We start from the raw sequence: 15,342 nt of genomic DNA on the forward strand, positions 1-15,342 counted from the left end.
TGCGCTACGGTATCAGCAGCAATGGTTGTGTCCGTATGATTAGCGTATCGCGGCGATGGTTACATGAGAAGTGACCGCGCTTTGAGAGCAGGCCAGGCAGAGATGTCTGGCCTGTTTTTTGACTAAGACATCGTCTACTGGTGATAAGAAGCCTGCGTTGTTGACGTACCGCCAGCTCATGGCGATAAGCGTTACAAAATTTAGCCATTTTCTGATAGCCGATAAGATGGGCGCGCCGTATAAATGAGCCATCAGCCGCATCGCGGTAAAGCCGAGGTTAACAGTATGATTAAGCCACTTTTATTCGGTGCCATCATGTCAGGGATGTTGCTATCAGCCATACCTGCGGCGCAGGCGAATAGCCTGAGTCTGGCTTTGCCGGGGGTGTATTTGCACATCGGCGATCGTGATGAGCGTGGCTATGTTTGGGACGGCAACCGCTGGTGTGACCCAGAGAGCTGGTATGGGCGTCGGCACCATGCTCGCCCGGTGTATTATTACTCCCCACCACCGCCTCGCGTTGTGGTTGTTGAGCCGCCGCCGCCAGTCTATATCGTACCCGGTGGCCCACGCGGCCCCGGCCCTGGCTGGGGGCATCATCACGGCGGGCCGCGCTGGTAACGTACTTTATTTGGCCGCGCGTTTTATTTAGCCGCGTGCTGTATGTCGCAACCTACTCTATGTCGCGACGTGCTTTATGTAGCAACGTGCTTTACTGACGAACCGACTTTACTGATTCACCTCTTTTGATGACAGGAAAACGCCGCTCGCATGGTGTCGAGCGGCGTTTTTACACGGCAATTACCCCCACGTCGTTATCATCCCGCTCCTGCAGCTTACCTGTTCTCTGATTCTCTGGTTCTCTTGACGGCGCAGGGGAACTCGTTGGCTATTCGCCCCGTAGCGCGCGAGGGAAGAGCTGGTTATTTTCCAGATGAATGTGTTCCATCAGGTCATCAATGAATTCATTAATACCGGTATACAAGGCGCGCCAGGTCGTACAGGCTTTTTCCGGCGGCGTAACGTTATCGGTTAATCGCTTGATCACTTCCAACTGCTGACCCGCATCATCATGCTCATGTTCCATCACCGAGATAGGGCCGCCGGCTTGTGCGCCCATACCGGACTGAATCATCGGGAACAGAATGCGTTCCTCTTTCATCATATGTTGACTCAGCTCATCGTGAATCAGCATCAGGTGAGAGGCCAACCCGCGTGGGCAACCGGGTTTATCATGATGAACCCGCTCGACTTTTTCGGCCATCTGGATCAATTCCGGCAACTGTTCACGGTGGCGGTCATGAAAGCGGCTGATGATATGCGAAATCATCTCGCCCAGTGGCGCTTGCTGCCAGTTTTTCCCGGTTGACGGGGCGCTGGCGAGTTCGGCCAGCCGGGTTTCGAGCATCTCGATATCCAGTTCCTGCTTGTTGGCGGCGTATTGCAGCGTTTGTTTGCCTGCGCAGCAAAAATCAAGATTAAACTCACGGAACAGCGCGGTGGCGCGCGGAAGGGTAATAGCCAGTTCGCCTAGCGATTGGTCACGGTATTGCATGATGGGCGTCCTCTGAACAGTATCGTTTATAAAATGCATTTTAAATGCATCTTTAAAAATTAGCCATCCCCCGAAAGGATTAAAAATCAGGAAGCGGAAAGAAAAACCGCGCGGGTTAGGCGCGGTGTGGCGACGTTAGCACGGCTGTCAATCAATGCCGTTTAGTGCTGCTGTAAATCAAGGCGATAGAGGGCAAAACCGATGTCGTCGTTACCCACTAACGTGAGTGGATATTGCGCTTTTTCTTTGATGAACGCTGCCGCTTTGGGTGACGGCGAGGTTTCTACCCGGATATCCAGCGGGGTGTCGCTGGTGATAGCCGCCAGCCGCCAGTTGTTATCCGCAGACGGTTTCACCGCACCGGCTTTTTTCGTTTCAGCACTGATGTAAGCGGCTAATACGGCGCGGTTCTCATCCGGTGACGCGAACGCTATCTGCTTTTCACCTGTACCGGCAAATTTTTCGCCATAGGCGCGGTAATTGTTGGTCGCAATCAGGAATGTGGCGTTAGGGTCAATCGGTTTGCCGTTAAACGTCAACGCGTTGATGCGGTGTGCGTCACGGTTGATTAACTGACATTCGCCGTCATAACGCGCCGGTTGCGTCACATCGATTTGGTAATTGACGCCATCAATCACGTCAAAATTATAGGTGCGGAAGCCGTCCCAGTTGATCAGTGATTGCGCTTCACGTTTATGCGGGTCTATTTGATTGAACTGCCCGGCAGAACATTCCAGCCATTCCCGTACCTGCTCGCCTTTTACCTTCACGACCACCAGCGTATTCGGGTAGAGATAGAGGTCGGCGGCGTTTCGAAACGTCAGTTGGCCTTTTTCGACTTCCACATAACTGGCCGGGTCGTTTTTACGGCCACCGGCTTTAAACGGCGCAGCGGCTGACAGCACCGGCAAATTGGCCAAATCCGGGTCGCCCTGAATAAAGTGTTCGACGTAGGCTTTCTGTGCGTTATTGACGATTTGTACCGTTGGGTCATCCTGAATCAACGACAGGTAGCTGTACATATTGTCGGTCGCCTGGCCGATCGGTTTGCTGACAAATTCACGGGTTTTCTGATGCGCATCAGACAGCACATGGGTTAATTGCGCGTCTTCTGCCGCCAGCGATTTTTTTTGTGCCTTGTCGTAGATAGGGCGGGCTTGCGCGCTGCCGTGCGTCACTTGCCACGAGCCGCTGGCGTTATCCACCACCAGATCGACCACACCAAGGTGATCGCCCCACTGCCCGGGCATTACAGCCGCAATACCATTCAGCGTCCCCTGTTCAATATCCGCGCCTTTAATGGCGGCAAAATCTTTGCTGGGGAAAACGGCGTGAGCATGGCCGAACATGATGGCGTCAATACCGGGAACCTGGCTTAAGTAATACACCGAGTTTTCCGCCATTGCTTTATAAGGCTCGGCCGACAGCCCAGAGTGCGCGATGGCTATCACCACATCCGCTCCCTGTTTTCGCAGTTCCGGCACCCATTTTTTGGCCGTTTCGGTAATATCTGCTACGGTGACTTTACCGCTCAGGTTAGCTTTGTCCCACACCATGATTTGTGGCGGAACGAAGCCGATATAACCTATACGCAGCTCGTGGGATTTACCGTCGCGGTCTTTGACCGTTTTCTTTTCGATGAGATAGGGTTTAAACAACGGTTTGCCGGTTTTTACATCCAGCACGTTGGCGTTGATATACGGGAAATGAGCGCCCGCCAGCGCGTTATGCAGGTAATCGAGCCCGTAGTTGAATTCATGGTTGCCGATATTGCCGACGGCATAATCCAGCGTGTTCATCGCCAGATAGACCGGGTGAGTTTCCCCTTTCTGTAACCCTTTCGCGGCGACATAATCACCCAGCGGGCTGCCTTGAATAATGTCGCCATTATCGACCAGTACACTGTTTACCACCTGCTGACGAGCGGCCTGAATCAGGCTGGCGGTACGAACCAGGCCGAATTTATCGGTTGGACTGTCTTTATAGTAGTCGTAGTCCATCATGTTGCTGTGCAGGTCGGTGGTTTCCAGCACACGTAGATCAACGGTGGCAGCCTGAACGGCGCTAGCGGTGGCTATCGCCAGCAGGCTTAACGCCAGCTTATGCTTCATAAAAGTCGCTCCTGTGACGAGGTATTGTGTAACGACGAGTCGATGTAAAGCGCCGCCTCCCTTCAAACCATGGGAAGGCTGGCGGTGTAACCTGAATGTGTATCGCAGATTTTGATGAATATGGTGTTAAATATCAGCAAAAAATGTGAGGCGCAGCATGAAATTCCATTAGTAAAAATAAATCTCGCCCGTCATCGCATCTGAAATCGGGCTTGCAGGTATAACCGAGGTGAAATGATGTTAGAACAGATCTGTCAATTGGCGCGTGAAGCCGGTGATGCCATCATGCATGTGTATAACGGCTTGCAGCCGCTGGAGGTGGCGCATAAAAAAGATGCTTCGCCGGTGACGGCCGCTGATTTGGCTGCCCATCGCGTTATTGCGCGCGGTCTGGCAAGCCATTTTCCCGATGTGCCGATGTTATCGGAAGAAGATCCGCAAGCCTGGGACGAGCGTCAGCACTGGCAGCGTTATTGGCTGGTTGACCCGCTTGACGGCACCAAGGAGTTCCTGAGTCGTAATGGCGAATTCACCGTCAATATCGCGCTGATTGAGGACGGTAAACCGGTGCTGGGTGTGGTGTATGTGCCCGTGACTGGCGTGCTATATGCCGCCGCGCAAGGGCAGGCGTGGAAAGAAGAGCACGGCACGCGCCAGCAGATTCGAGTCTGCGATGCCAGGCCGCCGCTGGTGGTGGTGAGCCGTTCACACGCAGACGCCGAGCTTGAGGATTATTTGCGCCAATTGGGTGAGCATCAAACGGTGTCGATTGGTTCATCCCTGAAGTTTTGTCTGGTCGCGGAAGGCAAAGCGCAGCTCTACCCACGTTTTGGGCCGACCAATGTGTGGGACACCGCTGCCGGTCATGCTGTCGCGCTGGCCGCAGGCGCTCAGGTGCGTGACTGGCAAGGCAATACGCTCTCTTATCTGCCGCGCGAATCCTTCCTGAACCCTGGTTTCCGCGTGTCGCTATTCTAGGTTTTTCCCCTCCAATCGGCTGGTGCGCGGTTTGTGCCGCCAGCCGGTTGCTCTTCTCCCCTGTGGTTTTTTGATGTTGTGGACTCGGGTTCTATTTTCTTTTCTGACTTTTCTGGCTTTTCTGACTTTTTCAGCGCCGCTGTGACATTGTCGTTTTTTGGTCACATTCGCACGCTAGATTAGCCGCCGTTGAGAGGCACACCGGTGCCCGTTGTATTCAGTGGCGTGCTCGCCAGCCGCATAAGCTGGATGTTTATACTGATTTAATTTGTGTGGCATTAATCTATTCCGTAAAAATGTGTAAAAACCATGAAAAGTTCTGCCGGGGAGGGAACCTATTCCCGGTTCGGTGGACTAATCTAATACTCGCTACACACCTGATGGAACGTTTTTCTCAGGTGGTATGTGGTGAGAAATAACGGGAGGAGAGGAAAGAAGATGAGGATCTTCGAACGCTATAATCCCCTGAAGGTTGCCAAATACGTGAAGATTTTGTTTCGTGGCAGGCTCTATATTAAAGGGGTTGGCGCTTTTGAGTTTGATCAGGGGCGAATCCTGTTACCGAAAACGCAGGATAAACAGCATCTGGTGGTGATGTCAGAGGTGAACCGTCAGGTGTTAAAATTGCAGGCTGACTGGGGGTAATGTCTCCACCCGGCAGCCAGGATGACCATAACGGCCCGCGTGCGGGCCGTTATGATGTCGGGCATATTACGGCTGTTCGGGATGGGCTTCTGCGTTGGCGGTCGTCTTTTCTTCCAGCCGAGTGACCAGTAACTGATCGATTTTATAGCTGTCGATATCCACCACTTCGAATTTATACCCGGCATAGCGCACGAAATCGGTACGCTTGGGGATTTTACGCAGTGTGTACATCATAAAGCCGCCAATGGTTTCGTAATTATCTGAATGCGGAAACTCATCAATGCCCAGCGCGCGCATCACATCGTCAATCGGCGTGCCGCCTTCAATCAACCATGAGTTTTCATCGCGGGCGACAATTTGCTCTTCCAGCCCCTGGCCAACCAGGTCGCCCATCAATGTGGTCATCACGTCGTTTAACGTGATAATCCCGACGACCAACGCATATTCGTTCAGGATAACGGCAAAGTCTTCACCGGCGGTCTTGAAACTCTCCAGCGCTTCAGAAAGCGTCAGGGTATCCGGCACTATCAACGCCGGGCGGATTTGCACGCCGCTGGTCAACTCAAGGCTTTGATTACCCAGCACCCGGTTGAGCAGGTCTTTCGAGTCAACATAACCGACTATCTGGTCGATAGTGCCATTACAGACCAGAAACTTAGAGTGCGGCTGGTGGGCGATTTTCTCTTTGATGCTGCTTTCATTTTCCTTGAGATCAAAGTAGACCACACTTTCACGCGACGTCATGGACGATGGCACGGTACGTGATTCGAGTTCAAACACGTTTTCGATAAGCTCATGCTCTTGCTTGCGCAGCACACCAGCCAAGGCACCGGCTTCCACCACGGCGTAAATGTCGTCTGACGTGATGTCCTCTTTACGCACCATCGGCAGTTTCAACAGACGGAAAATCAGGTTGGCCAGGCCATTAAAGAACCAGACCAACGGGCGAAACACCAGCAGACAGAAACGCATGGGGTTGATAATCCGAACGGCGATCGCTTCTGGAGCAATCATACCCATGCGCTTCGGCGTCAGATCGCCGAACAGAATGAACAGGCTGGTAACAAGCACAAACGAGCAGATAAAACTGGCTCGAGCCAGCATGTCTTCAGGCAGAAAGCGGGAGAATAGCATCTCGAAATAGGGTGAAAAGGCGGCATCGCCGATGATACCGGCCAAAATCGCCACGGCATTCAGCCCGATTTGAATAACGGTGAAGAAAATGCCCGGCGTTTCCTGAAATTTCAGCACCAGCGCGGCGTTCAAATCGCCCTCGTCAGCCATCAATTTGAGCTTTATCTTGCGTGATGCAGCCAAAGAAATTTCAGATAGTGAGAAAAACGCACTGATGGCGATAAGACATAAAATAATTAACAGACTGTTTAACATAGTTTTTTCGCACAGTCGTCACGGACGGCGAACCTCTGAAAGGAAATAACAATTAAGCTTACAAGATGCGACGACCGGGCAGGCCTGGTCACGCACCCGATTGAACACAAAAAAAGGGCCGTTAGTCGGCCCATCGCGTACTCCAGTATAACAGGCATTAAATAATAGACACGGTAAACCCACCTGGGTAATGGCCGCCGTCAGGCTTCCTGCGGCGGCAGGCAGACGCCAATACCGCCAAGACCACAGTAGCCATGCGGATTCTTATGCAGATATTGCTGATGCTCATCCTCGGCATAATAAAACGGCCCGGCCTGGGCGATTTCGGTGGTAATCGCGCGCGTGTCACCGGCGGCGCGCATCGCCTGCTGAAAGCGTTGGTAACTCTCTGTGGCTGCCGCATCTTGTTGCGCGTTGACGACATAAATCGCTGAACGATATTGGGTGCCGATATCATTACCCTGCCGCATTCCCTGCGCCGGGTCATGATGTTCCCAGAATAGCTGCAAGAGCTGCGTATAGCGGATAACCGCCGGGTCAAACACCACTCGTACCGCTTCGGCATGGCCGGTTTTCCCGCTGCATACTTCACGATAAGTGGGGTTCGGCGTGTAGCCGCCGCAGTATCCGCTGGCGGTGCTGTACACCCCCGCTTGCTGCCAAAAGAGACGCTCAACGCCCCAAAAGCAGCCCATCGCAAAAAACGCCACGTCCATGTTTTCTGGGACATGGGTCATGGAGTGGTGGTTGACGGCATGCAGGCGGGCAACCGGCATGGGTGTAGTCCGGCCAGCCAAGGCATCCGCCTGACTTATTTGTTGCGTTTTATCCACGTTGCTTATCACGTTTGGCTCCTGAATTTCACCCTGCATCTGACGTTTTCAGAGCATAACCGAGTTAATGTGTACGGCCTTTGTGGTGCAATAGCACAGCCGTATGGTGCAATAATTCGGTAACACGGTGCAATAGCACAGTAATAACCCGGCAACATGACAAACCTGTGGCAGCGGCGATACGAGCGGCGTTGTCTGTATGCCTATCACTATCTATAGTTAACTATCTGACTATATTTAACAATATGACTATAGTTAACAATCTGACAGCGAGATTTGTCTGTTGTTGATACAAAATCACGTCGATTCTGCTGACGCTAACGGGACGTTAAGTGAAGGTACTCATCAGAATAAAGAACAACGTATTAGGTCAACGGTATGACGGTGCGGCCTGCCGGATGCGAGCGTTATTGCCACATCAACTGCGCCGAGGTGCGTTATGCGGCCTGATGTGGCTGCTGCTCTCCTCCACGGCGGGTGCGGCAGCGGTTCGCTTACAGCTCATCGGGCTTGAGGGCGAGTTGCAAAAAAACGTGCAGGCACGGCTTTCAACCATCTCGCCGGATGAAGTCAATACGGACAGCCGTTTTCGCGCCCGTGTTGATGAGTCGATTCGTCAAGGGCTGCGTGCGCTGGGCTACTACGAACCGCTCATCGATTTTGAGTTAATTCCCGCCGAAGGCCGTGGCAGCCCGGTGCTAAACGTCACCGTGAACCCTGGCGAGCCGGTAAAAATAGCCGGTTCCCGCATCGCCCTGCGCGGGCAGGCGCAGCAGGATGATGATTATCAGGCGCTAATCAGGACTCGTCGCCCGGTGGTTGGCAGCGTGTTGAACCACGGCGAGTATGAAGATTTCAAAACCGAGCTCAATACGCTTTCCATGCGTAAAGGCTATTTTGACGGCCACTTCAAGCAACACCGGTTAAGCCTGATGCAGTCCACCCGGCAGGCCTGGTGGGATATCGATTACGACAGCGGCGAGCGTTACCGCTTCGGGCGCGTTGCATTTCAGGGGAGCCAAATTCGCGCGGATTACTTGCAAAATCTGGTGCCATTTCAGGAAGGCGATGCCTACTCTGCGGAGCGGCTGGGAGAGTTTAACCGGCGTTTATCTGCGACCGGCTGGTTCAACTCGGTGGTGGTTGCGCCGGATTTGGCTTCGGGTCGTCAGCACCATCAACTGGCGCTGGATGCGGTGGTCACGCCGCGCACCCGTAATAATGTGGAAACCGGCGTCGGTTATGCGACGGATGTCGGGCCTCGCCTGAAAACCACCTGGAATAAACCGTGGGTCAATAGCTATGGGCACAGCCTGACCAGTAGCCTTAGCGTGTCAGCGCCCGAGCAACAACTGGACTGGAGCTATAAAATCCCGCTGCTGAAAAACCCGCTGGAGCACTACTATCTGGTGCAGGGGGGATTCAAGCGTGAAGACCTTAACGACACCCAATCCGACTCCACCTCCTTCACGCTGGCCCGCTACTGGGAGCTTTCCAGCGGCTGGCAGCGGGCGCTGAAGCTGCGCTGGGCGCTGGATCACTTTACTCAGGCCAATGTCACCCATACCACGATGTTGCTCTACCCTGGCATCAGTGTGAATCGCACCCGTCAACGGGGCGGGCTGATGCCTGACTGGGGAGACACCCAACGCTATTCGATAGATGTGTCGAATACCCTGTGGGGCTCGGATATCGATTTTGCGGTATTTCAGGCGCAAAACGCCTGGATTCGCACCATCGAGCAGAAACACCGATTCGTCGCGCGCGCCAATCTGGGCTGGATTGAAACCAGCCAGTTTTCCCGCGTGCCGCCGTCACTGCGCTTTTTTGCCGGTGGCGATCGCAGCATTCGCGGTTATAAATACAAATCCATCTCACCGCGTGACAGTGACGGCAAACTGACCGGAGCCACCAAGCTTGCCACCGGCTCGCTGGAGTACCAATACAATCTGAGCGGTAAGTGGTGGGGCGCGGTATTTGTCGATAGCGGCGAAGCGATTAATGACCTGATGCAAACCCATGTCAAAACAGGCGCAGGCGTCGGTGTGCGCTGGGCGTCACCGGTGGGGCCGGTCAAATTGGATATCGCGCGGCCTGTTGGCGATAGCGATAAACGCGGTGTGCAATTTTATATTGGGCTGGGGCCGGAGCTATGAGCAAAACAAAAGCCATTGCGCTTGGCCTGAGCGTATTATTCGTAACGGTGCTGCTGGCGCTGGCGTTACTGCTCAGTACGGCGACGGGGCTGCGCATTTTGCTGACGACGGCGACGCGCTGGGTGCCGGGCTTAACCATTGCCCAGATAGAGGGCGACTTAACCGCGCTGACATTACATGACGTCGGTTATCAGAGCGCCGGGGTTTCGGTGCAGGCGCAAAAGCTACATCTGGCCTTGCAGCCCGCTTGCCTGTGGCGCAGCCAGGTGTGTCTGGATGAGCTATCGCTACAGCGCCTTAATGTGCGCCTGGACAGTCGCCAGTTGCCGCCCGAACCTGCCGATACAGCGGCGTCAGTCGAGGAGGACCGCCGCGCGCCGGTAGCGATAGCGCTGCGCCATCTTAGCCTGACCGACAGCCAGATAGAGATTGATGGCACCACTCTGGCCCTGAGCGAGCTGCAAAGCGGCATACGCTGGCAGGGGAGAGCATTGACGCTGTCGCCGACCCAATTGAACGGATTGACCATCACCCTGCCACCGACACCGCCCTCTGCGCCGCCAACGGGCGAGGCGGCCGTTGCGTTGGCACAGCAATTGCGCACGCTGTTTTCCGCGCCGTTGCTGCCTGCTATGCCTGAATTTTCACTGCCGCTGGATCTCACCATTGATGACTTTCGCGGCGAAGACTGGCGGATTCAGGGAGCGTCGCCGCTGCGGATATCGAACGTGCAGCTACAGGCTCAGGCGCGCAAGCAGTCACTGGTGATTGCGCAATTGAAAGTTGTGCTCCCTCAGGGCGCGCTTTATGCGCAAGGCGAAATGCGTTTTGCCGATGACTGGCCGCTCTCGTTAAATGCCAACGCCACTCTGAGCGATGAAGCCCTTAACGGTGAGCGCATACGGTTGACGGCATCAGGCAGTCTGCGCCAGCAGTTACGGGTGATGATGAATGTTTCAGGCCCGCAGCAGGCGCAACTGAGCCTTGAGACCTCTTTAGCCGAGGCCGGATTGCCATTTACTCTTAACCTCAGTAGCCCGCAGTTACGTTGGCCGCTAACCGGTGACGCGTTATATCAGCTAAAACAACTGCAACTCACGTTGGGTGGCCGGGCGACGGACTATGCGCTCTCGTTGCGTACCGATATCGCCGGGCAAGCGTTACCCCCGGCAACGCTGACGCTAGATGGCAACGGCAGCGAACAACAATTTACCCTCAGGCAACTGCAACTGTCGGCGCTGCAAGGCACGGCAAACATCAGCGGACAACTGGAGTGGCCCGATGCGTTGCACTGGCGAACGGAGTGGGCTCTCAACGGCATTAATAGTGCACAGCAATGGCCACAATGGCCGATACGGCTGGATGGCGCATTAAGCGCACGCGGCAGCCTGTCGGCCACGCACTGGCAACTGGACGTACCGCAGTTAAACCTGCATGGGCAGTTGCGGCAACAGCGCGTGGCGCTAAAAGGGGCGCTACGTGGTGATGATAGCGGCCAGTGGTCGATACCCGAGGTCGTGGCAACGTGGGGGCGCAACCAACTCTCGTTGCAGGGCGGCATTGGCGAGCAATGGCAACTGGACGGTAAGGTAGATGCTCCGGCGCTTAACGGGTTACTGCCGGGATTGGCTGGCAAAATAACCGGTAAGGTGCGGCTGTTTGGTAAACGTGAGCAGCCGCATATGCAAACTGAGTTAAAGGCCAGCGGTTTGCGCTGGCAGCAACTGAGTGTCGGGCAACTCACGCTGAATAGCGATGTACAGGCTGACCAGCAGGTGCGCGGCACGCTGGACTTGCAGGTGCAGCAACTGATACAGGATGAATGGCGACTGGCGTCGGTGAGTGTGCGGGCGGCGGGAGATGAAAATCAGCATCAGCTGCGGGTGATGGTGAACGGCGAGCCGTTGGGCGGGCAGGGATTACTGCGCGGTCATGTTGATAGAGCAACCCAACGCTGGCAGGGCGAACTGACGGATACCCGTTTGAGCACCCCGGTAGGCGAGTGGCGTCTTTCACCTTCGCTGTCTCTGGCGTATCAGGCGGCCACACAAACGCTAACGCTGGGGGCGCATTGCTGGCGTCATTCTGATGCGGAACTGTGCGTGCCGCAGCCGATAGAGGCGGGGGCCAGCGGCAAAGCCAGTCTGGCGCTTAACCGCTTTAACGTATCGATAATGAAGCCGTTTCTCGACGCGCAGACCGCCGTAAGCGGCACTATTACCGGTAATGCACAGGTAAGCTGGCAGCGCGGCGGCGGCCTGCCGGACGCCCAACTGAAGCTCAATGGCAGCGGGGTGAGTGTGCGCCAGACGCTGCAAAGCGGCGGTGCGCTGCCTGTGGTGTTCAATACGTTAACGCTAGATGCGGCGCTGCAACGCGGCCAGGCACGGCTGGCGTGGCTAGCGGGTATTGACGGGAATGGCAGAATGCGGGGCGAGCTCGACATTACCGACCCGCAGCAGCGGCGGGGGCTTGGCGGCACCGTGTCTATCAATGGGTTGTCGCTGGCGCTGTTAAAGCCGATGCTACGTCAGAATGAAAATGCCAGCGGTATTATCAATGCCGATCTGCGCTTTGGCGGCAGCGTCGCGCATCCAACGGTGTTTGGCCAGCTGGCGCTAACCGGTTTATCTGCACAAAGTCAGGCGTTACCCGTCGATTTAACCCATGGCAATCTGGCGCTGGTTTTCAATGGCATGTCCTCTTCGTTGCAGGGCGTGTTAGGCACAACGCAGGGGCAAATTAATCTGGCGGGGAGTGCCGATTGGTCGCAAGCGCAGGCGTGGCGCGCACGCGTGGCGGTAAATGGCGAACGAATGCGTGTGACTCTTCCCCCAATGGCGCGGCTTGATATATCACCGGACATGGTGTTTGACGCCACACCGCAGCAACTGACCCTTAATGGTACGGTGACGATTCCCTGGGCGCGCGTGGTCGCCCATGACCTGCCGGCCAGTACGGTCGGGGTGTCGGACGATGAGGTGATAGTGGACGCGCACCGACCCGCAACGCGCACGGGAGCGTCTATTCCGATTGTCAGCAACCTGATTGTTCGCGTCGGTGATGATGTGTGGCTGGAGGCTTATGGCCTGCGAGCCCGCCTGCGCGGAGATCTGAAGGTCACGCAGGATATTCAGGGGTTGGGCCTGAATGGGCAGATAACGATGCCGGAAGGCCGTTTTAAGGCATATGGCCAAGACTTACGGGTGCGGAAAGGCCAGTTGCTATTTGCCGGGCCGCCGACTCAGCCTCTGCTTAATATCGAAGCGATTCGTAACCCGGATAACACCGCCGACAGCGTCACAGTCGGTGTCAGAATTACCGGGCCGGCCACCACGCCAAAACTTGAAGTGTTCTCTGAACCTACCTTGTCGCAGCAAGAGGCGTTATCGTATCTGCTGCGCGGGCAGGGGTTGAACAGCACAGGCACCGATAGCGCCATGATGACCTCCGCCCTGATTGGTTTAGGGGTTGCACAAAGTGGTCAAGTTGTGGGTAAAATCGGCGAGGCCTTTGGCGTAAGCAATTTAGCTCTGGACACACAGGGGGTTGGCGATAAATCACAGGTTGTCGTCAGCGGCTACGTTCTACCGGGCCTACAGGTCAAATACGGGGTTGGCCTGTTTGATTCACTGGCAACGCTAACCTTACGTTATCGTTTAATGCCAAAACTATACCTGGAAGCGGTGTCTGGCGTTAGCCAGGCGCTCGATGTGCTCTATCAGTTTGAGTTTTAGCCATGCGAGTTATTGTCTACGGCAGTTTACGGCGCAAACAGGGAAACAGTCATTGGATGACCAATGCGCAGTGGTTAGGCGACCACCAGCTTGAGGGGTATGAGCTGTATGATTTGGGTCACTACCCTGCGGCAGTAGCAGGCGAAGGAGAGATTCACTGCGAGGTCTATCGGATCAGTTCATCTATTCTGGCGGAATTGGATGAGTTGAAACGAGCAGGCAGTGTAGGGGCTTATAAGCGTGAGCTGATTGCAACACCTTATGGCAGCGCCTGGATTTACTTGTATCAGCGGCCAGTTACGGGCTTGCGGCGCATTACCAGCGGAGACTGGTTACAGCGTTACGAAGAGCCATAACCTTACATTACGCCACACCCTAAATAATCCCGGCTGCTGATAACAGCAGTCGGGATTAATTATTTTATCGAATAGTCACTGTTTTTATTTGTTCTCTGTTTTACTTTTCCTTGCGCTGTTTTTTTAATATTGCTTTTGCATGAAGTCATGTTATTGATATTTTTTAATTCTGTTTTTTCTTTTTGAAGAAATTTTTTGCTGTTAATTTTTGTTAGTTTTTTGTTTTTTATGTCGCTTGACAGTGGGGTTGTTTTGATTTAATAATGAAAATTATTAACGATAAGTCAGTTATTATAAGTTTTTCTGGTTAAGGAATTTGACCGGACTCTAATGACATCATGTGTGTTCAGGGAAGAATGCAGGCTTGTTGCCCGCTTTCATGTTTTTCGCCTTTTTATTTATGCCTTGATTTTCATCTTCAGTGATGAAAATAGGGCGTGATATCTGTTATTTAATAAATAGCAGGGTGAAGAAACGCGCAGCAGGTGATTTTGGCTCCATCGTACAAGGATGAAAATGAAAAAGTCATTAATAAGAGATGCTGTAAATAACATGACACCTGCCTTCAGTTTTTCTTCTCGTTCAGAAGAGAGAGGCATGATTAACCTGCGCGATAATGAAAACCCTTTCGGTGGTCAGCAGAATCGCTATCCTGCGAACGTTTATCCTTCACTCAGTCATCGCTATCTTCATGCATTGAATGAAATAGAAAATTATGATGGCGAGCGTGTATTGCATCAGGATATGGTGCTTATGACACGCGGTGCTTCAGATGGGTTGGACTTAATATTTCGCGCCTTCTTCGAACCCGTGAAAGACAGCGTGATTGTCACGCCACCTAATTTTCGTTTATTTGACGAACTTGCCACAGTGTATGCCGTTCCGGTAGAGCGTATTCCTCTTTTAGGCGAATCATTTAATCATCTCGATCTGGTGAAGATAAAAGAGAGCCAGGCGAAAGGTATTTTGCTGTGTGATCCTAATAATCCGATTGGCAGCAGCCTGATACTCGATGAAGTCATCGAGGTGCTTACCACGTTTTCCGGGCTGGTCGTGGTTGACGAAGCTTACGTTGAGTATGCTGACCGGCGCTCATTTCGCCACCTTATTCATGATTATCCGCAGTTAATCGTGGTGCGCTCCTTATCAAAAGGTATGGCGTTGGCTGGCTTGCGTGTCGGCGCGGTGCTGGCGCAGCCTGAACTGATTCGCGCCATGATGAAAGTGCGGCTCCCTTTTGCGCTGCCGCAACCGGTGCTTGAACAGGCCGAAGCCGCATTATCCGATATTACGCAATTAAAATGCCAAATATCGCGCTTTATTCAGGAGCGGTCGCGCGTAGCTCAAAAATTAGAAAATATTCCCGGTGTTGAAAAAGTCTTTGCTCACGCTGGTTTTATCACAATTAAAGCACCGGAACATTTTTCCACGCGTCTGATCAATGCTGGATTTGATGTATTGCCCAATCCCATGGGGCTTATCGGATATATTCGTATTTCACTGGCTGAACCACATGTCATGGATGAATTAGTCGGTATCCTGAGTCAGTAATTATCTCGTGTAATAAAAACAACCATGATGA

The 15,342-nt window shown here is 53.7% G+C and carries 11 protein-coding genes; 7 read left to right on the forward strand and 4 right to left on the reverse strand.

Going from position 1 to position 15,342, the window contains the following annotated elements; genetic code table 11:
• Positions 1 to 285 precede the first annotated feature (285 nt).
• Positions 286 to 621, forward strand: coding sequence for a DUF2502 domain-containing protein (locus O1Q98_RS15380; protein WP_125260524.1), 336 nt, complete (start codon positions 286 to 288; stop codon positions 619 to 621).
• A 268-nt stretch (positions 622 to 889) separates the two neighbouring features.
• Here O1Q98_RS15380 and ytfE read toward each other — a convergent pair whose 3' ends face one another.
• Positions 890 to 1,555: an iron-sulfur cluster repair protein YtfE gene (gene ytfE / locus O1Q98_RS15385; RefSeq protein ID WP_125260523.1), complete on the reverse strand. Its 666-nt coding sequence runs from the start codon at positions 1,553 to 1,555 to the stop codon at positions 890 to 892.
• Positions 1,556 to 1,716: 161 nt separating this feature from the next.
• Positions 1,717 to 3,666 (reverse strand): bifunctional 2',3'-cyclic-nucleotide 2'-phosphodiesterase/3'-nucleotidase, encoded by a 1,950-nt coding sequence (locus O1Q98_RS15390; RefSeq protein ID WP_125260522.1) that lies wholly within the window; start codon positions 3,664 to 3,666, stop codon positions 1,717 to 1,719.
• 237 nt (positions 3,667 to 3,903) lie between these two features.
• Between O1Q98_RS15390 and cysQ the strand changes: the two genes are divergently transcribed.
• A complete protein-coding gene (gene cysQ / locus O1Q98_RS15395) occupies positions 3,904 to 4,644 on the forward strand; it encodes a 3'(2'),5'-bisphosphate nucleotidase CysQ (RefSeq protein ID WP_164513038.1) in 741 nt (246 codons plus the stop codon).
• 438 nt (positions 4,645 to 5,082) lie between these two features.
• On the forward strand, positions 5,083 to 5,289 hold the full coding sequence (locus O1Q98_RS15400; protein WP_125260520.1) for a DUF1107 domain-containing protein: 207 nt from the start codon (positions 5,083 to 5,085) through the stop codon (positions 5,287 to 5,289).
• A 66-nt stretch (positions 5,290 to 5,355) separates the two neighbouring features.
• Here O1Q98_RS15400 and paeA read toward each other — a convergent pair whose 3' ends face one another.
• Together paeA and msrA are read right to left on the reverse strand one after the other, a co-directional pair.
• Positions 5,356 to 6,678 carry a polyamine export protein PaeA gene (paeA, locus tag O1Q98_RS15405; RefSeq protein WP_125260519.1) on the reverse strand — a complete coding sequence of 441 codons (1,323 nt, stop codon included), beginning with the start codon at positions 6,676 to 6,678 and terminating at the stop codon, positions 5,356 to 5,358.
• A 200-nt stretch (positions 6,679 to 6,878) separates the two neighbouring features.
• Positions 6,879 to 7,520, reverse strand: a complete 642-nt coding sequence (msrA, locus tag O1Q98_RS15410) for a peptide-methionine (S)-S-oxide reductase MsrA (RefSeq protein ID WP_125260809.1) — start codon at positions 7,518 to 7,520, stop codon at positions 6,879 to 6,881.
• A 389-nt stretch (positions 7,521 to 7,909) separates the two neighbouring features.
• On the opposite strand from msrA, the gene tamA reads away from it, so the two are divergent.
• From tamA to O1Q98_RS15430, 4 genes are all read left to right on the forward strand, one after another.
• A complete protein-coding gene (gene tamA, locus O1Q98_RS15415; protein ID WP_125260808.1) occupies positions 7,910 to 9,667 on the forward strand; it encodes an autotransporter assembly complex protein TamA in 1,758 nt (585 codons plus the stop codon).
• Positions 9,664 to 13,404 carry an autotransporter assembly complex protein TamB gene (gene tamB / locus O1Q98_RS15420; RefSeq protein ID WP_125260518.1) on the forward strand — a complete coding sequence of 1,247 codons (3,741 nt, stop codon included), beginning with the start codon at positions 9,664 to 9,666 and terminating at the stop codon, positions 13,402 to 13,404. Before tamA ends, tamB begins: the two co-directional genes overlap by 4 nt.
• Positions 13,405 to 13,406: 2 nt before the next feature.
• On the forward strand, positions 13,407 to 13,760 hold the full coding sequence (locus O1Q98_RS15425; protein ID WP_125260517.1) for a gamma-glutamylcyclotransferase family protein: 354 nt from the start codon (positions 13,407 to 13,409) through the stop codon (positions 13,758 to 13,760).
• A gap of 510 nt (positions 13,761 to 14,270) precedes the next feature.
• The gene (locus tag O1Q98_RS15430) at positions 14,271 to 15,311 is read left to right on the forward strand and encodes an aminotransferase class I/II-fold pyridoxal phosphate-dependent enzyme (protein WP_240632820.1); all 1,041 of its coding nucleotides are present in this window, start codon (positions 14,271 to 14,273) and stop codon (positions 15,309 to 15,311) included.
• The last annotated feature ends 31 nt before the right edge of the window (positions 15,312 to 15,342 follow it).

Source organism: Dickeya lacustris, assembly GCF_029635795.1.
Classification (GTDB): Bacteria; Pseudomonadota; Gammaproteobacteria; order Enterobacterales; family Enterobacteriaceae; genus Dickeya; species Dickeya lacustris.